We start from the raw sequence: 21,039 nt of genomic DNA, 5'->3' as shown, positions 1-21,039 counted from the left end.
TGTTCTTTACGAACGGTGTTCGTTATAATATAAATGAAATGTAATTTAAAACGCTTTCCACAAAGGGATGAGGAGATGCAGAAGATGACGTCATTATCTAAGAATCAAAAGCAAATCGCTATCATTGGAGGAGGACCTGGGGGACTAACACTTGCCTTAATTTTGCAAAATTACGGTATACAAACAACCATCTATGAACGGGAGATGCATGACAAGAGCCTTGAACGAGGGGGCTCACTGGATATTCACGAAGAAACAGGTCAAAAAGCCTTAAAAGAAGCAGGAGTTTATGAGAAATTTCAAAGGAATGCCCGCTATGAAGGGGAAGATTTCCGATTACTTGATAAATCAGGAAGAATTTATTTAGATGAAGAAACGGAATCAGATCAAAAAGGTACTCGCCCGGAAATTGATCGTGGTGTGTTATGTGAACTACTATTAGAACAAATTGACGCTGAAACCATCAAATATGGATATAAACTAGAAAGATGCGTTTCATTAGAAAGTGGTATGACCGAGCTTCATTTTGAAAACGGAGTTGTCGAAACAGTTGACCTTTTGATTGGGGCTGATGGTGCTTTTTCTCGTGTGCGTCCTCTGTTAACAGATATTGAGATAGAATACTCTGGGCTCACGATGCTAGAACTGAATGTCTTAAGCGTAGAGGAGAACCACCCTGATTTAGCTGAATTTAATAAACGAGGTAAGATGTTTGCTTTGGCAGACCACAAAGGACTGATTGGGCAGTTAAATGGAGATGGACGAATCAAAGTGTATGCAAGCCTTATGGTAGAACGCAATTGGATCGAGACTTGTGGTATACCGTTTCATCAAGCGAAAGAAGCAAAAGAACAATTATTAGCGTTATTTAGTGATTGGGATGATCAGCTGAAAAACTATATTCGTTATGCAGAAGATGCCATCATTCCAAGGCGGATTTATACGCTTCCTACCAGTTTTAAATGGAATCGTCATAGAGGAGTAACGCTTATCGGTGATGCAGCTCACGTCATGTCGCCATTCGCAGGCGAGGGTGTGAACATGGCGATGTTTGATGCAAGGGAGCTAGCACTTGCTATTGTCCGACATCCTCATCATATTGAAAAGGCGATTGAAGAATACGAAGACATGATGTACGAATATTCATCAGAAAAAGCGCATGAATCGGAGAATAGTTTAAAACTGTGTTTTTCAAAAAACGCTGCGGTCAAGCTTGCAAATATGATGAATTCTTTTCAAAAGGATGATGATTGATGCTCAATTTACTATTTTACTTTGACATGTTATAAAGAGAGTATGAACAATTCAAATCGTCGTATTATAAGTCGCCGGTCTCGGCCGGCTAAAGAACCCTTAAGCCGTGAGCTGATTGTGAAAACGGCCTATGAGCTTCTTAAGGAGCAAGGAATAGAGGGCATGAGTATGCGTAAGGTGGCTAAAGCATTGGATACGGGACCTGCATCCTTGTATGTCTACGTGAATAATGTTCAAGAACTCAGTGCTTTCGTTTTGGATTATGGTCTCGGACAAATGGTTTATCCAGATTCAGAGGATGGCACATGGAAAGAACAGTTATTCGACATATTGCATACTTATTTCCTACTGCTATTCGAAAAACCGGGTCTCGCTGAAATTTCTCTTTCCACCATTCCACAAGGAACGAACTTTCTTCAGTTGACCGAACGTATTCTGGCTGCATTGCATGAAGGCGGGATCAAATCTACATCCGCAGCATGGGGAGTAGACCTATTGCTGTTATACGTATCTTCTGTAGCTTACGAAAAGGTCTCTTGGAAGAAACAAGGCTCTTCACAGATTTCAGACACAAAAAAAGCATTTCTTCAAGCAGACAAAATGCAGTTTCCTTTCATTCATCGTGTAAAAGAAGAAATGTTTGCAGGTGATACCGTATCAATGGAACGGTTCCGATGGGGAATTGACGTTATTTTGTATGGAATCCAGCAGGAAGACAATTAGAAAGGAACATTAGCAAAAAGCAGTCAATGGCTGCTTTTTTTTATGTGGTGATTTTCATATTTGTGATCTTGTGAGCATTACAATATATAAATAAATCTATATATTGTTTTTATATATAAAAAGTTATATAATCTAATGGAATAAAAAAATGAGGTGCTTAGGCATGGAACATATTAAAAAGTTATTAGAGAGTTATATTCCTTTAGCAAAATCTACTGCAAAAATGTTTGGACCAAATTGTGAAGCGGTGATTCATGATTTAACGAATCCTCAAGCATCTGTCATGTTTACAGTAAATAACCATGTGACAGGTAGAGAAATCGGCCAATCATTTGATCATCTAGTAAAGACTGTATTACAATCAGAAGATTTTAAAGAAGATTATCTGGCTGGTTATACATTTGTAACAGAAGATAAGCGTACGATTCGTTCTTCGACTTCATTAATACGTGATTCAAAGCAAAAAGTGATCGGTGCTTTCTGTATCAATTTTGATGTTGAAGCACTGAATCAAATGCAGCAATTTATGGATACTTTTCTTACTACACAGGTGGAAGCTCAAGAGAAAGAAACAACATCAAATGATGATCTTGAAAATGTGGAAGAAATAGTAGATCAATTGATTCAACAAATCATTCAAAACAGTGTTCATCCAGTTATGAAACGTCATGAAAAAATTGAACTAATCAAATTTATGGATGAAAAGGGCATTTTTTTAATGAAAGGATCTGTTGAGAAGGTCGCATCTATGTTAGGTATTTCCAAAGTAACCGTCTATAGCTATTTGGATGAAATCAAAAATAAATCGAGGTAAGGAGTGTCAAAATGGAAAGCATACTCGAGTTAGGAAATCTAAAATCAAACGGACACTATGCATTCGCAACCATTCATCAAAACACGGTCTATGTGTCGGGACAATTTGCCATCAATCCTGAAACGACAGAAAAAGAGTTCGGCCCCATTGAAAAAGAGACATTACAAGCGCTTAAGAATGTAGAGATGATTGTAGAGGCTGCTGGAAGTAAAAAAGAAAAGATTTTGCGCATGACATTATACATTTCAGATATTGAATTATGGGACAAAGTAGATGCGGTTTATACCGAATTTTTCGGTGAACATAAACCAGCTCGTACGATTGTACCAACGAATGAATTACATTTTGGTTTCAAAATTGAAATGGATGCCATTGCATATATTTAGAATATTTTTTTGACCACCCTATATAAAAAATTATATTTTGTATAAAAAAATATCCGAAGGGGTAGATGATGAATGAATCAATTAAGTTGTAACCATTGCGGGGAAAAATATGAGATGACACCAACTCTATGGAAATGTGATTGTGGTGGAGTATTAAATCTAGTGAAAGATACCCCGAAAATAGACGTCACAGCTTGGGAGCACTATCCAAATTCATTATGGCGTTATGTTGAAACCATGCCATTTCCAAAAGGTTCTAGGACGTGGGAAACTGTGACAATGGGCGAGGGCCAATCTCCTTTAATCGTTCTAGGTCCTAATGAGCCAAACACTTATGTAAAAGTTGATTATATGATGCCGACACTATCATTTAAAGACCGTGGAGCAGCTGTGTTAATGACAAAAGCTAAGGAATTAGGGGTAACAAAAGTCATTGCTGATAGCAGCGGGAATGCAGGAACGGCAATTGCTGCGTATGCGGCGCGTTGTGGTATTGCCTGTGACATCTATCTAAGTGATCAAACATCACCTAAAAAAGTCGCTCAAATAAAAGCCCACGGAGCAACGATTAAAGAAATTCATGGTACACGAGAGGATATTGCAGCTGCGGCCCAAAAGGCAGTAGACGAGGAAAACGTTTTTTATGCAAGCCATGTCTATAACCCTTATTTTTTCGAGGGTACAAAAACATACGCCTATGAAATCTATGAGCAACTAAAAGGAGCACCGGATGCTTTAATTATTCCGGTTGGAAACGGCACTCTGCTGCTCGGTGCATATTATGGCTTTAGAGAGTTATTCGAAAATGGTCTCATTCATAAAATACCGAAAATTGTTGCTGTACAAGCGAAAAACTGCGCACCCCTTGTGAAAGCCTATCAAAATGAAGAAGAATCAGCATCACCTGTCACAAATAAAGGGACCGTAGCAGAAGGGATCGCTATTGCTGCCCCGGCTCGCTCCAAACAAATTTTAGAAGCTGTATACAAGACGAATGGTACGTTTATTGATATTGAAGAAGAAGAAATTATACATGCACGTTCTAAACTGAGTGAGAAAGGATTTTATGTCGAAGTGACATCTGCCATCAATTTTGCTGGCTACATGAAATATCAAAAGGAATCAGAAGAAACCATTATCATACCTCTTTGTGGGGCAGGGATTAAATCAAAATAACCTTAGGACTCTGGTAGAATAGAGCGTTGCGTGCCTCGTTGTCCTATTATAGGTTCAATCAGGAGTAATATTTGCGAAATGAATTTAGATGATATGGAGGGTTTTGGCGGGGACATACCATTTGAGAACTTTACAGATGACATCATTCCTTTGCTGGATCTTTCGGATTCTGATAGTTACTTAATGCCAGATGTTTGTAAAACCGTTGCAGTTAGATTACGTCAACTGATTCACAATTGGCCTGATGATGATATAGATAAGAAGAACGCTCTCTATCTGGCAGAAGGAATGGAGTTAGCGCATCAACAAAATGAGCCAATCGGATTGATATAAGATGAGAAGAAAGCTACTTTAGAAAGCGTGTTTAAACCGTAGTAGCTTTCTTTCCACTCTACCTAATTATTTTTCATTTGTTCCTCTCCCCAATAACATATCTCATCTAATACAGGCATCAGTGATAAGCCCTTTTCAGATAAACTATATTCTACTTTTGGAGGCACTTGGGGATATTCTTTACGATGAATTAAGTGATCCGCCTCAAGCTCTTTTAGTGTATTGGTTAATGTTTTAAAAGAAATCGTTCCGAGCTTACGTTTCAGCTGATTATAGCGAACAGGACCATCGTTTGAATATAAAGCATACAGAACTGGCATTTTATATTTCCCACCAATTAATGACAAAGTATACCCAAAACCAGTATCTTTTAGCTCAGCTTTCGTCTGGAAGGACTCCTCATTCATTTTATACTCTCCTTTGGGTTAGTATCGCACTTTGATTACCGTACTTGTAGTATGTTATAGCATACAATAGAATGTACATCAAAAAATGATGCAAAACTCAGAAAAAGGGTGAATGAATAATGAAAACGATTGTCTATGCACATCCTTGGGATGGAAGTTATAATCATGCCATTTTGACTTCCATAACAGAAAATTTAGAAACAAAGAAAGAACCGTTTCAAGTAATCGATTTATATAAAGATGGATTTAATCCTGTTTTTACAGCTGAAGAATTAAAGCATTTTCATAAAGGAGAAACGCCTTATCCATTAGTGAAGGATTATCAAGAAAAATTAAAACAGTCAACAGAATTGGTATTTATATTCCCAGTCTGGTGGTGGGACTTACCTGCTATTTTAAAAGGATTTATTGATAAAGTGATGTTAAGGGGTTTCGCATTTACGGAAGATCAACACACTGGTGCTTTGAAAGGTTTATTGACAAATATAAAAAAAACAACCGTGATCTCAACATCTACAACAGATAAGGATTATATTGAATCGGAAGCTGGAAATGCCATTCAAAGCGTTTTTATTAACAGAACTCTAGCTGATTTGGGATTGAAAAATGAATCCACGAAATGGATTCATTTTTCAAGAGTGAACTTAACAACAGATGAAAAGAGAAAGCAATTTTTAAAAGATATATCCCAGAATATTTGATTTACAGTACAACAAATAAGTGCCATCTTCTACGACCGATTTAATTTATTGAGAAGGTCGTAGAAGTTTTGAAATTTGAAAGAGGTGAGATTTAGACAAACAAAAGGATTGACTTGTACAAGAAGGTAAATGTATATCCATTGTATGATCTGATAAACAATAGCCGTATAAGAATCCCACTATTTAAAGTAAAGCTTTATAACTTTAGTGCTACACGTTTCAGCAGACTCTTTATCACCAGTCATTTAAGCAACAACAAATAGAGCCTGCCTAATTGACCTCTTGCACTCCTCCAAATACCCCACTATTTAAATCCATACCATTTCTGTGTTTTTTTAATATTTCTTTTAGCACTGCCGGTTCAAGCAGATTGTTAACATCATTTCATTAAAGAAAATACTGACTCATACCATTTCTAAAGATAGGCAGTGTCTTAGTCACTAGCTCTTCTGATGAAATAAGTCTTCCATCCTTATTCCATGTGTATGCAGCTCCGTATATCCCCCAACTTAGCATAGTAGATAGGGTTGTTACCATTTGTTTATCCTCTAATTCGATGATGTTGTTAGTTCCTTTTAGCATAAGATCAGCTATTAGTTTCTGTAACTCCTCTTTAATTTTACTTTCGATAATAGTTCCTAAAGAATGATAACCTTTGGGACATAGGTCGCTTATCTCTTTATGGTGATCACACATGGCTAGAAAAATATTTGCAATGACTTTTTCATTGAATCCATCGTGATCATTGAGTCTTTTTTTCAATTTGTCTGTAAATGTATTGGTGATTGTAGAATGTAACAAATCAAATTTATCGTCAAAGTGCGCATAAAATGTAGCCCGGTTAATAGTAGCCTTTTCTGTGATATCACGTACCGTTATATGGTTGAAATCTTTTTCACTAGCTAACGAAAGAAAAGAGTCTACAATCAACTGTCTTGTACGAAGGATTCTCGGATCTTTTTTTTGGCATAATCATTTTTTCTTCTCCTTTTAGGGTTCATCATCTTGTCTAAAAACGACAATACATATAGAAGTGTTGCGTAAACTACATATTGGCTATTTTGGTTATTGTTTATTATTCTTTTTCATCTTATCATCAATTATACAACGCGCGTTGCTTAAATAACACATGTTATCACGAAAGATTTTTGATCAAGGAAATCATTGTGATCATTCTGAATAACAAAAGGAGATAGACGACCATGAATATCACTATTTTTGGGGCAACTGGTGCAATCGGTCAACTTTTAACACAGTTTGCATTAGAAAACGGAGATTTCGTTACGGTATATGTTAGAAACCCTGAGAAAATAAAGCAAAAGCATTCGAATTTACGCATTGTAACGGGTGAACTAACGAACACTTCAGCTATTGAAACGGCAGTTTCAGAAGCTGATGTCGTGATAAGCACCTTAGGTCCCGGCATTGATTTGTCTCGAAAACAAAAAGGTACACCGATCGCCGACGGACATAACCGAATTGTCAAAGCGATGAAGAAGTTCACCAAAAAAAGGTTGATTACACTCGCGACGCCAGCCTTGCAATCTGAAGACGATAAGAAAAGCTTATCGACGATATTGCCAAGAATATTGCCTAAACTTCTCATGCCAAATGGTTATGCCGAAATGAAGAAGATAGGAGAACTGATTAAACAATCGAACCTGGATTGGACAGTCGTTCGAATCATTAATCCTAATATCAACTACAACGGGCAATCTTACGGTTATTCATTCGGCGATCAGCCAGCTAAAATGTCCGTATCTAGGGAAAATGTCGCTAAACTCATGTATGACGCTGCTAGGCAACACCAATTAATCGGAAAAATGCCCATTGTTTATAATCATTAAATCAGCTTTTTGTATGAGGTTGTTGATTCAGCAGAAATTATAGGAATCATTTAGAGTCATACCAAAATATTGCGTGTGAATTCTTTTTATAAGTATTCAAAATCAAAATCATAAAGGGGAAATGATCATGTCAAAAGTATTATTTGTTAAAGGAACACCTCAAAGTGAGGAACAATCAAGAAGTACGCAAGTTGCTAGAGCATTTATCAATGAATATAAGGAAGTAAACCCAGCAGATGAAATAATAGAAGTAGATGTCTATTATGCAAATGTGCCATTAATCGATGCTGATTTTTTAACTGGACAAAAGAAGTTAAGAAGTGGGGAAGTGCTAACAGATGTTGAAGCACAAAAAATAGAAGCAGTGAATGCATTCACAAAACAATTTATGGAAGCAGATAAATACATCATTCAGTCTTCAATGTGGAATTTAGGAATCCAACCTTTATTAAAAGCCTATTTTGATACAATCATGAGTGCTGGAAAAACGTTTAAATATACATCAGAAGGTCCAGAAGGATTGATGAAAGGGAAAAAAGCAATCCATATTCATGGAATGGGAGGATTTTATTCGCAGGCAATTGGAATGGAACATTCCGATTCTTACGTAAGAGGTGCGCTGAAGTTTGTTGGAATTGAAGTGGAACCAACGATTTTTGTTGAAGGTATTGACTATGATCCAACTAAAGAAGAAGAAATTGTTACTTCAACAATTGAAAAAGCAAAAGCGGTAGCACGAACGTTTTAAAAAAAGCATTGGTGGGATTAGTTAAAAAGATTTTAATTAACATCATCCCACCTCGCACGTTCAAAAGCGTAATAAAGAAGAATGGACAAGATACATTCATCAAAATCATAAAGGGGGAACATAGGATGAAAGTAGAAATTTGGTCTGATTTTGTTTGCCCGTTTTGTTATATTGGCAAACGTCAATTTGAAATAGGGTTAGAACAGTTTGAACATAAAGAAGAGGTCGAAGTCTTATTTCGACATTTTCAATTAGATCCATATGCGGAAAAAAATACAGGAATGGATATCCATCAAGTATTATCCTCTAAGCATGGTGTCCCATATGAAAAAGCAAAAGTACTGAACAATCAATTGAAACAGAAAGCAAAAGAGGTTGGGTTAGATTATCAATTTGATACAATGATTCCTACAAATTCATATGATGCACTTCGTCTTTCTTATTATGCAAAAGAGAAAGGGAAGATTCGGGAGTTTATGGAGCGTATTTTGAAAGCTCATTTCACGGATTCACTAGATATCGGTGATCACGCAACACTTGCTCAACTTACAAGTGAAATAGGGCTTGATGGCAACGAAGCTATGGATGTTTTATCAAATGATCAATATAGCGAGAATATCGCAGCTGATAGAGCCGAGGGATTAAAAATTGGGATTCAGGGCGTTCCCTTTTACGTTGTGAATGATAAATATGTCATCTCAGGAGCACAACCTAGCGAAGTGTTTTTAGAAACATTACAACAGGTATGGAAAGAAGAGTACGCGAATCGTAAGGTTGAAGAGCATAAATTAGAGTCGTCGCTCGATGATTATTGTTCAGATGGAACATGTAAATTTTAATGGATATTCAAAAAAGATTCAGAAATCACAAAAGAATATTATAGTATTTCAAGGCACAGGTATTGTTGTTCTAAATCTTGCAGTAGTGCCAACACCACTTGACTTGTATTGAACCTAATTGGTGCTCGTGTGATATAGCTGCTTTAAATACCACTTTATTATGAATCATTTACTTCCAAAAAATCAAAGGGGTTTAGCGATATGAAAAATACAATTTTCCAAGGCACAATCGAGCATTCAGGATTTGTAGTACCCGATATCGAAGTAGCAGTTGAATTCTTCACTCATATTTTGGGTTTTGAAGTCTTGTTCCGGCCAGGACGGATGCAGTTTGAGGACGATAGTTTAAAAAGATACTTTGGGGTTCACGAACAGTCAATTGTAGAAGGGGCGGCATTTTTGCAATATGGCGGTAGAAAGATCGAACTGGTTCAATGGTCGACGCCAGATCAACAGAATGTTCACCTAAAACCCAGTGATATCGGTGTAGCCCATCTAGCTATTACAGTTACCAATATAGAAGAGGCTTTAAAATATTTTGCAGAACAGTCTGATGTTAAAGTTAGAGAGCTGAGCCCTCTTGGATTTTTCTATATCACAACTTCATGGGGGATGGAGATTCAAATAATGGAATTACCCCAAAAACCTTTATGACCTATTTTTGAAACAGTTTGCTGAGACTGGAAAATAGTGCTGCGTTTGAGTCAATTGAATATAAAATCTAATAATAAAGAGGATCAAGTCAAAGGTTCTCTTTTTTGCATTAATTAATATCTAGTTTACATAATATATATTCTAGGAAGTTAAACAATAATTGAATTTTCTTTGTCTCATTATTAAGTATACTTATCTTATTGAGATAAAACAAAAAATGAAAATCCAACGGTTGATTCGTCAGATTTTCATTCCTCTAAATGTTTTAAGATTTTTGCAGGATTCCCGCCAACAATCACATTTGACGGAACATCTTTTGTCACATTGATAATGGCGCCGCCGCCAATCCATACATGATGTCCAATTGTGACTGGTTTGCCGAATTCAATACCTGTTTGACGTTCTTCTGGATTTAACGGATGTCCAGCTGTGTATATATGTACATTCGGACCTAACAAACAATGATCTCCAATTGTAATCTTGCAAACATCTAATAACACAGCATCAAAATTTGCAAAAAAATGCTCACCAACCTCGATATTGTATCCATAATCACATTGTATTCTGCCTTCAAATACCACATCATCTCCGCAAGCGCCTAAAAGCTCCTTTAAAATGGCCTTTCTCTGTGATGGCTCATTTGTTTGCTGATAGGCAAATGTCAATTGTCGTGCTTTTGCTCGATCTGCCATCAATGTGTGATCATTTGGGTGATAGTATTCTCCCTTGATCATCTTTTCTTTTTCTGTTTTCATGTTCATCTCCCTTTTATTGAAAATTCATTCATCGTTTGAATGAATGCCTCGGTGAATTGTGTCGTCGTCTCATTTCCTCCTAAATCCTTCGTTTTCAAGTTCTTTTTTAAGGCCTCATCAAGAGTATGTTCGATCAGACTGGCTGTCTGTTTTAATCTTTCATCTTGATATTTCACATGTAGCCAGTTACAAAGCATCACTGTAGAAAGAATCATGCCCATTGGATTGGCGATATTTTGACCAGCTATATCAGGTGCTGAACCATGTGCCGCCTGTGCCATCGCTTGATTTTCGTTGCAATTTAATGAGGGTGCCATTCCTAAACTGCCGACTAGTTCCCCTGCAAGATCAGATAAAATGTCGCCAAACATATTTTCTGTCACAATCACATCAAAATCACCTGCACGTCTCACTAAATGAGCAGCCATCGCATCAATATGAATATCCTCAACCTCCACTTGTGGATATGCTTTCGCTACCTCTTGACATGTTCGTAAAAACAAGCCAGATCCTAATTTGATCACGTTCGCTTTATGAACAATGGTGACTTTCCCCCTCCTCTCCACTGCACGTTGAAAGGCTGCGTGGGCAATACGGGTAATTGCTTTTTTTGTAAACACACCTGTAGATATGGCGACATCTGGTGTAATCATCCACTCTCCTGTCCCCTGATACATATTCCGGTCTGGATAAAAGCCTTCTGTATTTTCTCGAAAAATGACAAGGTCGACACCACTGGCAACGCTTTTCACACCTGGCAGCGATTGCGATGGACGAATATTTGCAAATAAATCAAATGTATGACGCAGTTCTCCACTTGGATTTCTTCTTTCTTTCAATTGATCAGGATATGAAGCTGAATCATGAGGTCCTAATATCCAGCCATGGCATTTTTTCAAGGCGGCTATAGTAGAAGCTGGCACTGGATCTTGATGAGAATGAATGGCTTCAGCACCGATAGGACACTCTACAAATTCCACAAATGGTTCATTGAACTGTGACAACGCTGTCTTTAAAATACGCATACTAGAATCAACAATTTCCGGTCCAATCCCGTCTCCCTTTAAAACACCTATTCGATATGACATATGTATCGCCCCTTTTGTCTTTATTCTATCAAAGAATGATGAAGTTGGAATATTTTCTTCATGATGATCCTCCCTCATGTTATTTACGAATCAAGAAGTCTCCTTTATAATCGAGTAGATTTGTTCTGTATGACTACATAGATATGAGGGATTAGATGAAATTAAAGTGGTATAAAGCGATTATTGTTATTTTTACGATGTCTGGGATCTCCATCTCCACTTGGTTTTCAAGAACACCAGAAGTGAGAGATTTATTGCAAGCAGATACAGGCACAATGGGACTCATTTTACTCGGCTTATCTGTAGGTTCCATTGTCGGGCTGATTCTTTCCAATGTATTCGTTCGCAAAAAAGGCGGCCGAGTGGCGATTGTGGTCAGCGCTTTTTTGATGTTTATTGGCTTCTCAACCCTTGCAATTGGCGCCGCCCTCTCTTCTACGCTGATTGTCACTGCTGGTCTTTTTCTTTTTGGTTCAGGCTCAGGCATGTGCAATGTAGCCATGAACTTAGAAGGAACGGAGATTGAGTATCAGATCAAGAGAACGATCCTGCCGATTTTGCATGCTTCTTTCAGTATTGGAACGTTAATTGGTGCAGGTGCCGGAATACTCTTTATTTATTTAGGTGTGTCTGTCCTCATTCACCTTCTCACCATTGCACTCCTTTTCTTTCTCAGCATCCTGATTTGTACACGGTTTATTCCGCACGGGACAGGAAAAGATCCGGATGAGACGCAGACAGAATCAGTTGAGGCTTCTCAAACATCATGGCTGAACAAACGGACGATCTCATTAGCGATGATTGCCTTATGTCTCGCATTTGTAGAAGGTTCTGCAAATGATTGGATTCCACTAGCAATGGTTGATGGCTATCAGGTTTCTCATTCAATGAGTACGGTCATCTATGCATTATTTTTGTGCGGGATGATTAGTGGCAGATTACTGAGCGGACGTTTCATTGATCGCTTTGGCAGGGTGCTGTTGCTAAGAGTCGCGATCTTATCTGCTGCCGCCGGACTATTCTTGGTGATTTTAAAGATTTCACTCATTGTGTGTATGATATCTATCTTTTTATGGGGAATTGGCGCGTCCTTAGGCTTCCCGCTGACCATTTCAGCAGCTGGTGATGATAGCCGCTATGCTGTCAAACGTGTCAGTATCGTCACTTTATCTGGGTATACAGCCTCTCTATCAGGGCCCCCTGTTTTAGGACTGCTCGCCAATCAAGTCGGTCTGCTTCATGCGTTTATTTTTGTTCTGTTTGCCATTTGTATTGCAGGAATCTTTACAAAAGCTGTTGCAAAACCGACATCAATACATTCTTTTTGAAAAGTGCCAGATCTTTGATCTCGGTACTTTTTTAAATTTAATAAATAAAATTGAAACCTTTCATGAAGTGAAACAGTCCTATAGATGTCTTGATGTTTATCGCTTTTTTAAAGAGGGAAAGTAAAAAAATAAGACTTTTCAAATAACTGAAAACGTGGTAAGATCATGAAAATAAACAGGAAGGGGTGAGAAAAATGAAAAAAAATATGCTTTTAAAATTAGCAGTCTTATTCATAGCACTTGCAAGTTTTCATTTGTTCTCAATGCCTCATTCCGTTCAGGTATACCATCATGCAAAGGTGGTTGCTGATCAAGAATCACATGAAATGAAAATCGTTCAGACAGCAGGCGATGAAAAGAAACAAAAACATGTGAACGCAGTATTTGCGGCATTTACAGCACTGCTAGTCATTGGCAGTATGGCAGCTGGATTTGCACGCATCACTTATACTGATCGATTTGACCGGAAAAAGAAGCATTTACTTGCAGTGTTCTACCAGTCTTCGAATTTCCGAGTAGCTCGTGTTAACCCAACCATTTAAATCAAACAAAAATTGGGAGGTTTTACACGATGTTATTTTTCTTAAGAGTATTCATTCTAGGTCTATTCTCTGTCACTTCACTTTCTCTTTTCGTTTACCAAGGAATTGAAGTAGTGCATGCCATCACAAGCATGTTTGGCAATCACGAGAGTTAAATTGACCTCAATATAAAAAACCCCCTGCGTAAGGCAGGGGGTTTTCGTTTTGCTTATTTATTGTCATCTTGGTCAGATGCAGCAGGTGATAAAAGAACTTGAGTTACTTCTCCCTGCTCTTCCTCATCTAAAATAAACGATCCATTGCTATAACGATCATTTGCCCTTAGTGTGGAAATATCGAGCGGGATCGTGGCACCCTTTTCCGTATCAATCTCAAGTGTATCGTGCAGTGAAGCAGCAATCACAGCAACAATTCTGTGAGGGTTTTTCTTTAATTCTCTTAGCATGATCACTCCACGTTTTGCTCTTGATGTCTTATCAAATTCAGAGAGGTTCATCCGCTTCACAGCACCTCTTTGTGTCGTAAGAACAAGCACATTGTTCTTCGGATCAATGATTTGTCCAGAGACCACCTCGTCTCCGTCCTTCAAATTGATGCCTTTCACACCAGCCGCTCTCGGACCGACCACACTCACTTCTTCTTCATCAAACCATAATCCATAGCCATTTTTCGTTGCAATAAACAATTCTTGCTGACCTGTTGTGACATGAACATCTACAAGTTCATCATCACCTTTTAAATTCAAGGCGACAAGCGGTTTTGAATAGCGCTGCGCTTTATATTGGAGAAGCTCTGTTTTCTTCACCATACCGCCTTTTGTAAAGAACAAGAGATACGATGATTCATCGAATTCTTTAATTGGGATCGCTTTTTGAATGGTTTCATCGCGATCAATCGAAATAATATTCGTAATGTGCTGCCCCATGTCTTTCCAGCGTATATCTGGCAACTGATGAACTGGACAGTAAATGTAGCTCCCTTTATTCGTAAATAGCAGAAGAACATCTGTTGTATTCATTTCAAACTGGTGAATCAGTCGGTCTGTATCCTTCATACCGAAGTCCTTACCGTTTGATGCAGCATAGGAGCGCTGGCTCGTCCGTTTGATGTATCCATCCTTTGTGACTGTGACGTACACGTCCTCTGATGCGATCATCACTTCAAGGTTAATCTTAATTTCTTCAATTTTTTCCTCAATGACGGATCGTCTTTCTTCAGCATACGTCTTTTTCAACTTCTTCAAGTTGTTCGTAATGACTTTAAACAGCTTCTTCTCATTCGCTAAAATGTCTTCAAGCTCTGCAATTCGCACGTCAAGCTCTCTTGCTTCGTCTCTTAGTTGAGTGATATCTGTATTTGTTAAACGATATAACTGGAGAGAAACAATCGCTTCTGATTGTGCTTCTGTAAAATCATATTTTTCCATCAAATTGTTTTTCGCATCACGTTTATCATTAGACGAGCGAATCGTCGCAATGACTTCATCTAAAATGGAAAGAGCTTTAATTAACCCATCTACAATATGATGACGTTCTTTTGCTTTTCGAAGCTCGTATGCTGAGCGGTTCGTCATCACTTCTTTTTGATGAGCAATGTAAGCGTCTAGTACAGTTGTAAGCGTCATTAAAGTCGGTCTTCTGTTATGTATCGCGACCATATTAAAGTTATATGGGATTTGCAGATCAGAATTTTTATATAAGAAATTCAAGACACCATTCGCATCCGCTTCTTTTTTCAGCTCTACAACAATCCGAAGGCCGGTACGGTCCGTCTCATCCCGAACTTCAGAGATTCCTTCTACTTTTCTTTCAATGCGGAACTCGTCCATCTTTTTGACAAGATTGGCCTTATTCACTTCATAAGGAATTTCTGTGATCACGATTTGCTGACGTCCACCGCGGATGGTTTCAATCTCCGCTTTTCCGCGAATCATAATCTTTCCTTTTCCTGTTTCATATGCCTTCTTAATACCATCCACACCTTGAATGATCCCGCCTGTTGGGAAATCTGGCCCTTTGATGACTGTCATTAAATCTTCAACCGTACAATGCGGCTGTTCAATTCGCTTAATCACGCCATCAATCACTTCTCCTAGATGGTGCGGCGGAATATCAGTCGCATAACCGGCTGAAATCCCTGTTGACCCGTTCACAAGAAGGTTGGGAAACATCGCTGGTAAGACAACAGGCTCTTTGCTTGTATCATCAAAGTTCGCGACAAATTCGACTGTCTCCTTGTCGAGGTCTTTTAAAAGCTCTGATGCAATTGCAGAAAGCCTTGCTTCCGTATAACGCATGGCAGCAGGAGGATCTCCGTCGATACTCCCGTTATTTCCATGCATCTCAATCAGCACATTTCGCACTTTCCAATCCTGGCTCATTCTCACCATTGCTTCATAAACAGAAGAATCACCATGCGGATGATAGTTACCAATTACGTTACCGACTGTTTTGGCAGCTTTACGGAAGTTTTTATCTTGTGTATTTCCTTCCGCATACATTGCATATAAAATTCTTCGTTGTACAGGCTTTAATCCATCACGTGCATCTGGAAGTGCACGATCTTGGATAATATATTTACTATAGCGACCAAAACGGTCCCCAATCACTTCTTCTAACGGTAAATCATGAAATCGTTCTTGTTGTGCCATGTTTAAACCTCCTCAGCTAGCGACAAGTTTTCATTTTCAAGAATGTTGCTTTCCTCATCAAGTCCAAAGGCGACATTCTTTTCAATCCATTTACGGCGTGGTTCTACTTTGTCACCCATCAGTGTCGTGACGCGGCGCTCCACCCGTGCAGCATCATCGATCTTCACCCTGACAAGCGTTCTCGACTCTGGATTCATTGTCGTTTCCCATAGCTGGTCGGCATTCATTTCACCTAAACCTTTATAGCGTTGAATCGTATATCCTTTTCCAACTTTCTTTAATACGTCATCCATTTCTTCATCAGACCAAGCATATTCAATGACTTCTTTCTTCCCTGAGCCTTTGCTAACTTTATATAAAGGCGGAAGGGCAATGAATACTTTGCCATGCTCAATCAGCGGCTTCATATAGCGGTAGAAGAATGTAAGCAATAGAACCTGAATATGCGCACCATCTGTATCAGCATCTGTCATGATGACAATTTTGTCATAATTGATGTCTTCTACATTAAAATCGACACCAACCCCGCCGCCAATGGCATGGATTATGGTGTTGATTTCTTCGTTTTTGAAAATATCAGCAAGCTTTGCTTTCTCTGTATTAATGACCTTTCCTCGAAGCGGCAGCACCGCTTGGAATTTCCGATCACGTCCTTGCTTGGCTGATCCACCAGCAGAGTCGCCCTCTACTAGATACAGTTCGTTTCTTGCCGGGTTTCTAGATTGAGCAGGTGTTAATTTTCCGCTGAGTGTTGCTTCAGATTTTTTCCGTTTCTTGCCGCTCCTTGCTTCTTCTCTTGCTTTTCTAGCCGCTTCTCTTGCCTGCTGCGCTTTAATCGCTTTTTTCACAAGCAGTGTCGCCGTTTCGCGGTTTTCTTCAAGAAAATAAGCCAATTTTTCAGAAATCACGGCATCAACAGCTGACCTTGCCTCACTCGTTCCAAGCTTTCCTTTTGTTTGCCCTTCAAATTGAAGAAGTTCTTCAGGAATTCTGACAGAAATAACAGCTGACAGACCTTCACGAATATCCGTACCTTCTAAATTTTTGTCTTTTTCTTTTAAAAGGGTCACTTTGCGTGCATATTCATTAAAGGCTCTCGTCATGGCCGTTTTTGCACCAGACTCATGCGTACCGCCATCTTTGGTTCTTACGTTATTGACGAACGACAAAATATTTTCTGAATATCCGTCGTTAAATTGAAAGGCAAAATCGACTTCAATGGACTGATGTTCCCCTTCAAACGAAACGACTTCACTAAGTACATCCTTTTCCTCGTTTAAATAAGCAACGAACGCTTCAATACCTGTCTCATAATAAAAGGTTTCCTGCACATCATGGCGCTCATCAATCAGCTCTATTTTTAGCCCTTTTAATAAAAAGGCTGATTCTCTTAAACGCTCTGATAATGTATCAAAATTATAGGTGGTGACACTGAACATCGTTGGATCTGGCTTAAAATGAATCAGTGTACCGGTCTTTTTCGTTTTCCCGATTTTTTCAAGTGATGTGACTGGCTTTCCGCCATGTTCAAAGCGCTGGTGATAAATAAATCCATCGCGTTCTATCGTCACGGTGAGCCACTCTGAAAGTGCGTTCACAACGGACGCCCCAACCCCGTGAAGTCCACCACTTGTTTTATAACCGCCTTGACCAAATTTTCCGCCTGCGTGCAGGACCGTTAAAATGATTTCTGGTGTCGGTTTTCCAAGCTTATGCATACCAGTAGGCATTCCGCGCCCTTTATCTTGGACGGAAATGCTGTTATCTTTATGTATTTTGACAATGATATGATCTCCATGGCCCGCGAGCACTTCATCGACAGAGTTGTCTACAATCTCATAGACAAGGTGATGAAGACCGCGTGAATCCGTCGATCCAATATACATCCCTGGGCGTTTACGGACCGCTTCAAGCCCCTCTAGCACCTGAATAGAATCATCGTTATAATCTACTTGCTGCTTTTTAACCAAATGCTTAATCCCCTTTCACTAACAAACATAACCGGCTAATCATCAATGATCTCTCTAGATTTTAATGATGATCATGCTGCTCATTACTGTCCACTTTAATAAGCTGCATCATCACCATGCATGTGTGATTCAGCGATACATGCTCTTTTGCACGGTTATGAGAATGTTCTACATTCTGCAATCAGAACTAGAAGTCCATTATAAACAAGACTGTTTCATAAGCCAAATGCAATCATATGATGGTTTTAGCAAAACAGAACAAATGTTCTATATTTATCTTATCGCTCTTTTTCTCGATATGCAAGGTCACCGATAGGTCCCTGTCGCCTTATTTTATCGCTTTCTTCTAGAATCGCAAATATATTTCTGCAACAAAAAAGCAAAAATCCTTGAAAAACCAAGGATTTTTGACGATTTAATGAGTTTTTGTCATCGCATGAGCCACTTTGATACATAAGTCCATGATGGCGACCTTGCCATTTTCCTCAATCAGCCTTTTTGCCTCTTCATGATATACGCCTTGCTGCGCCCAAAAAACAGGTGCGTCTATTTCAAGAAATTCTTTCGCCACCTCAGGCAAAAACTCAGAACGTCTAAAGACATTGACGATATCAACAGGCTCTTTTATGTCTTTTAAAGAGGCGACCGCTTTTACCCCAAGTGCTTCATCAATCGTTGGATTGACAGGAATGATGTCATAACCGGCATCTTGCATGGCTTTTGAAACCATATAGGACGTTCGGTGCGGCTGATCTGACAAACCTACAACTGCAATTCGCTTACTGCTTTTTAATATACGCCCAATTTCTTGTTTTGAAGGATGATTCATCCAGACACTCCTTTTCTTCTATTTTAGCGAATTTCTTGTTAAAAACAAAGCTGAATTCATCGGCCATCGTTTTTTTCAAAAAAAGATCGCCATGTTTTTCATAAGATCATGTTAAAATGTAAGACAAGAGGGAGAATATAAAGGAGTTATGCAGATGTTAATTGCTTTGATGTTTATTTTGGCTTATCTTCTCGGCAGTATTCCATCAGGTCTCATTGTCGGGAAAGCTGCAAAGGGAATCGATATCCGTGAACATGGCAGCGGGAACCTAGGTGCGACGAATGCATTCCGTACACTAGGTGTGAAAGCAGGGTCCATCGTTATCACAGCTGATATTTTAAAGGGGACTCTTGCTTCGGCTTTACCGTTTTTCATGCAACTGGACATTCATCCCTTATTAGCAGGAGTTGCTGCTGTTATCGGTCACAGCTTTCCTGTCTTTGCAAAATTTAAAGGGGGAAAAGCGGTCGCTACATCAGGCGGCGTGCTGTTATTTTATGCCCCGTTCTTATTTATCACGATGATCGCTGCTTTTTTCTTATTTTTATACATTAGTAAATATGTTTCATTATCATCTATGCTGACTGGGATCTACACATTCATTTACAGCATATTCACCCAAGATCTATTTTTAATTATTGTTGTTGCTGTTCTTGCTGGCTTTGTGATCTTCAGACACATCGCCAACCTCAAACGAATTCTCAACAAAACTGAACCGAAAATCAAATGGCTTTAGCCGTTTCATCAATTTAAATATGTGGTAAAAGTAAAGAAAAGCTGTTTTTGCATCCTGCATTTAAAAACAGCATGACTTCAAAAAGGGGCGATCACATTGAAATTAACGATAAAAGATGATGCACTCAATTGGTACAAGAATGAACTGGATTTAGAAAAAGGTGATCATGTTCGCTTTTTTGTCAGATATGGCGGGTGCAGTAATGTACAAAAAGGCTTTTCTCTCGGCGTCGCAAAAGATGAACCTCAAAATGCCGGCGCAACCGCTGAAGTAGAAGGCATTACTTTCTTCGTGGAAGAAAGTGATATTTGGTATTTTGACAACCATGATCTGCATATTGATTATAACGAGTCCGTGAAAGAACCAGAATTTCATTATGAATAAACAAAAAAGATACCTCATCCCTCGGGTATCTTTTTTGTTTATCACTCAATATAAAGTCCATACTCCTGAATGTTTCCTAACAACCGCTCTTTTTGCAAAATCCGTTTTTGCGAATCACCGATGAGATCAAAATGAGGAAAACCTTCGCGAACATGGATCCATTCTTTCTTTAATCCATGCTTTTGTCCCCAAGCGATTAATTGCTCCATATCCTGACAGGCTGCCTTTGTGACAGTATTCGCATGCGGAAAACGGTCATCAAGCCAATAGTGTGTCAAAAAGGCCACATTCCCTTGCCGAACAGCTGATTTCCAAGCATTCAAATCTCTTCTTTTAATTCCAAAGGCCATGAATCAAACCTGCTTCTTGGACTGTTCGTATACGCTGTGCCATGCAGGGAAAGCTTTTCTAAATTGAATCGGTCTAAAGGTTTCTTTGTCCACACAAATATGTGAGGTGGTCCCTGTAATAGCCGTTTGTCCATCAGGTTTTTGTATTTCATAGCCGTACACTGTTTTCACGCCGTTATATTCTTCTATCCATGTGTGAACTGTAGCCGTTTCACCGTACAGTAGTGGTTTCTTATATTGAACCTGAAGATCGACAACAGGTGCAAGGACACCGTCTGCCTCTAACTGGGCATAGGAAAAGCCTAATTCTTTAATTAACGCTGTTCTGCCGACTTCCATCCAAATTAAATAGTTGGCATGATACACAATGCCCATTTGATCTGTTTCTGCATAACGGACTTCTATTTCTTTTTTAGATACATACACGTTTTCATCGCTCTCCTATCAAAACCTAACGTCTCTGACATTTTACCACATTCCAAATGGTTCTTCTAAAAAGAGGCAATAAAATAAACCAGGAATCCC

General features: G+C 38.8%; 25 protein-coding genes. 16 read left to right on the top strand and 9 right to left on the bottom strand.

Annotated features, from left to right (window positions below):
* Window positions 1–84 precede the first annotated feature (84 nt).
* The 6 genes from MKY11_RS09240 (at window position 85) to MKY11_RS09215 (ending at window position 4,686) form a co-directional block, all read left to right on the top strand.
* Window positions 85–1,254: an NAD(P)/FAD-dependent oxidoreductase gene (locus tag MKY11_RS09240; RefSeq protein WP_342502071.1), complete on the top strand. Its 1,170-nt coding sequence runs from the start codon at window positions 85–87 to the stop codon at window positions 1,252–1,254.
* A 42-nt stretch (window positions 1,255–1,296) separates the two neighbouring features.
* Entirely contained in the window at window positions 1,297–1,977 is a 681-nt protein-coding gene (locus MKY11_RS09235) for a TetR/AcrR family transcriptional regulator (protein WP_342502070.1), read from the top strand.
* A 163-nt stretch (window positions 1,978–2,140) separates the two neighbouring features.
* Window positions 2,141–2,791, top strand: coding sequence for a PAS domain-containing protein (locus tag MKY11_RS09230; RefSeq protein ID WP_285527308.1), 651 nt, complete (start codon window positions 2,141–2,143; stop codon window positions 2,789–2,791).
* A gap of 11 nt (window positions 2,792–2,802) precedes the next feature.
* The gene (locus tag MKY11_RS09225; RefSeq protein ID WP_342502069.1) at window positions 2,803–3,177 is read left to right on the top strand and encodes a RidA family protein; all 375 of its coding nucleotides are present in this window, start codon (window positions 2,803–2,805) and stop codon (window positions 3,175–3,177) included.
* 72 nt (window positions 3,178–3,249) lie between these two features.
* Window positions 3,250–4,353 (top strand): threonine synthase, encoded by a 1,104-nt coding sequence (locus tag MKY11_RS09220; RefSeq protein WP_342502068.1) that lies wholly within the window; start codon window positions 3,250–3,252, stop codon window positions 4,351–4,353.
* A gap of 78 nt (window positions 4,354–4,431) precedes the next feature.
* The gene (locus MKY11_RS09215; protein ID WP_326241984.1) at window positions 4,432–4,686 is read left to right on the top strand and encodes a hypothetical protein; all 255 of its coding nucleotides are present in this window, start codon (window positions 4,432–4,434) and stop codon (window positions 4,684–4,686) included.
* Window positions 4,687–4,748: 62 nt separating this feature from the next.
* Here MKY11_RS09215 and MKY11_RS09210 read toward each other — a convergent pair whose 3' ends face one another.
* Window positions 4,749–5,093: a helix-turn-helix domain-containing protein gene (locus MKY11_RS09210; protein ID WP_017359567.1), complete on the bottom strand. Its 345-nt coding sequence runs from the start codon at window positions 5,091–5,093 to the stop codon at window positions 4,749–4,751.
* Between the two features lie 119 nt (window positions 5,094–5,212).
* Here MKY11_RS09210 and MKY11_RS09205 point away from each other — a divergent pair, with 119 nt between their 5' ends.
* A complete protein-coding gene (locus tag MKY11_RS09205; protein WP_342502067.1) occupies window positions 5,213–5,794 on the top strand; it encodes an NAD(P)H-dependent oxidoreductase in 582 nt (193 codons plus the stop codon).
* Between the two features lie 387 nt (window positions 5,795–6,181).
* Here MKY11_RS09205 and MKY11_RS09200 read toward each other — a convergent pair whose 3' ends face one another.
* Window positions 6,182–6,724 carry a TetR/AcrR family transcriptional regulator gene (locus tag MKY11_RS09200; RefSeq protein ID WP_342502066.1) on the bottom strand — a complete coding sequence of 181 codons (543 nt, stop codon included), beginning with the start codon at window positions 6,722–6,724 and terminating at the stop codon, window positions 6,182–6,184.
* Between the two features lie 272 nt (window positions 6,725–6,996).
* Here MKY11_RS09200 and MKY11_RS09195 point away from each other — a divergent pair, with 272 nt between their 5' ends.
* From MKY11_RS09195 to MKY11_RS09180, 4 genes are all read left to right on the top strand, one after another.
* Entirely contained in the window at window positions 6,997–7,641 is a 645-nt protein-coding gene (locus tag MKY11_RS09195) for an NAD(P)H-binding protein (protein WP_342502065.1), read from the top strand.
* 127 nt (window positions 7,642–7,768) lie between these two features.
* Window positions 7,769–8,389 (top strand): NAD(P)H-dependent oxidoreductase, encoded by a 621-nt coding sequence (locus tag MKY11_RS09190; protein WP_186316901.1) that lies wholly within the window; start codon window positions 7,769–7,771, stop codon window positions 8,387–8,389.
* A 125-nt stretch (window positions 8,390–8,514) separates the two neighbouring features.
* On the top strand, window positions 8,515–9,228 hold the full coding sequence (locus MKY11_RS09185; RefSeq protein ID WP_160757640.1) for a DsbA family oxidoreductase: 714 nt from the start codon (window positions 8,515–8,517) through the stop codon (window positions 9,226–9,228).
* 201 nt (window positions 9,229–9,429) lie between these two features.
* Complete coding sequence (locus MKY11_RS09180; RefSeq protein ID WP_039167759.1) at window positions 9,430–9,882, top strand: VOC family protein; 453 nt, start codon at window positions 9,430–9,432, stop codon at window positions 9,880–9,882.
* Window positions 9,883–10,130: 248 nt separating this feature from the next.
* Here the strand turns inward: MKY11_RS09180 and MKY11_RS09175 are convergent, their stop codons facing one another.
* The gene (locus MKY11_RS09175) at window positions 10,131–10,637 is read right to left on the bottom strand and encodes a sugar O-acetyltransferase (RefSeq protein ID WP_342502064.1); all 507 of its coding nucleotides are present in this window, start codon (window positions 10,635–10,637) and stop codon (window positions 10,131–10,133) included.
* A gap of 2 nt (window positions 10,638–10,639) precedes the next feature.
* Window positions 10,640–11,803, bottom strand: coding sequence for an isocitrate/isopropylmalate dehydrogenase family protein (locus MKY11_RS09170; RefSeq protein ID WP_342502063.1), 1,164 nt, complete (start codon window positions 11,801–11,803; stop codon window positions 10,640–10,642).
* A 77-nt stretch (window positions 11,804–11,880) separates the two neighbouring features.
* Between MKY11_RS09170 and MKY11_RS09165 the strand changes: the two genes are divergently transcribed.
* The 3 genes from MKY11_RS09165 to MKY11_RS09155 all read left to right on the top strand — a co-directional run bounded on the left by MKY11_RS09165 (window position 11,881) and on the right by MKY11_RS09155 (window position 13,750).
* Window positions 11,881–13,053, top strand: a complete 1,173-nt coding sequence (locus tag MKY11_RS09165; protein ID WP_282747255.1) for an MFS transporter — start codon at window positions 11,881–11,883, stop codon at window positions 13,051–13,053.
* Window positions 13,054–13,247: 194 nt separating this feature from the next.
* Window positions 13,248–13,595 (top strand): hypothetical protein, encoded by a 348-nt coding sequence (locus tag MKY11_RS09160; RefSeq protein WP_008343786.1) that lies wholly within the window; start codon window positions 13,248–13,250, stop codon window positions 13,593–13,595.
* 29 nt (window positions 13,596–13,624) lie between these two features.
* Window positions 13,625–13,750, top strand: a complete 126-nt coding sequence (locus MKY11_RS09155) for a hypothetical protein (RefSeq protein WP_008343787.1) — start codon at window positions 13,625–13,627, stop codon at window positions 13,748–13,750.
* 53 nt (window positions 13,751–13,803) lie between these two features.
* Here the strand turns inward: MKY11_RS09155 and parC are convergent, their stop codons facing one another.
* From parC to MKY11_RS09140, 3 genes are all read right to left on the bottom strand, one after another.
* Window positions 13,804–16,245: a DNA topoisomerase IV subunit A gene (gene parC / locus MKY11_RS09150; RefSeq protein WP_282747253.1), complete on the bottom strand. Its 2,442-nt coding sequence runs from the start codon at window positions 16,243–16,245 to the stop codon at window positions 13,804–13,806.
* A 2-nt stretch (window positions 16,246–16,247) separates the two neighbouring features.
* Window positions 16,248–18,215 carry a DNA topoisomerase IV subunit B gene (gene parE, locus MKY11_RS09145; RefSeq protein ID WP_007499323.1) on the bottom strand — a complete coding sequence of 656 codons (1,968 nt, stop codon included), beginning with the start codon at window positions 18,213–18,215 and terminating at the stop codon, window positions 16,248–16,250.
* A gap of 415 nt (window positions 18,216–18,630) precedes the next feature.
* Window positions 18,631–19,044, bottom strand: coding sequence for a CoA-binding protein (locus MKY11_RS09140; protein ID WP_007499324.1), 414 nt, complete (start codon window positions 19,042–19,044; stop codon window positions 18,631–18,633).
* A gap of 154 nt (window positions 19,045–19,198) precedes the next feature.
* On the opposite strand from MKY11_RS09140, the gene plsY reads away from it, so the two are divergent.
* Together plsY and MKY11_RS09130 are read left to right on the top strand one after the other, a co-directional pair.
* Window positions 19,199–19,780, top strand: a complete 582-nt coding sequence (plsY, locus tag MKY11_RS09135) for a glycerol-3-phosphate 1-O-acyltransferase PlsY (protein WP_008343794.1) — start codon at window positions 19,199–19,201, stop codon at window positions 19,778–19,780.
* 96 nt (window positions 19,781–19,876) lie between these two features.
* A complete protein-coding gene (locus MKY11_RS09130; protein WP_008343795.1) occupies window positions 19,877–20,164 on the top strand; it encodes a HesB/YadR/YfhF family protein in 288 nt (95 codons plus the stop codon).
* Between the two features lie 41 nt (window positions 20,165–20,205).
* On the opposite strand, the gene MKY11_RS09125 is transcribed toward MKY11_RS09130, so the two are convergent.
* Both MKY11_RS09125 and MKY11_RS09120 read right to left on the bottom strand, forming a co-directional pair.
* A complete protein-coding gene (locus tag MKY11_RS09125) occupies window positions 20,206–20,514 on the bottom strand; it encodes a hypothetical protein (RefSeq protein WP_277518434.1) in 309 nt (102 codons plus the stop codon).
* A 3-nt stretch (window positions 20,515–20,517) separates the two neighbouring features.
* A complete protein-coding gene (locus MKY11_RS09120; protein WP_008343800.1) occupies window positions 20,518–20,940 on the bottom strand; it encodes a thioesterase family protein in 423 nt (140 codons plus the stop codon).
* Window positions 20,941–21,039 lie beyond the last annotated feature (99 nt).

Source organism: Bacillus sp. FSL W7-1085 (genome assembly GCF_038595035.1).
Taxonomy (GTDB): domain Bacteria; phylum Bacillota; class Bacilli; order Bacillales; family Bacillaceae; genus Bacillus; species Bacillus altitudinis.
The sequence above is the reverse complement of the archived record's forward strand: the minus strand, read 5'-3'. Positions and strand labels throughout refer to the sequence as shown.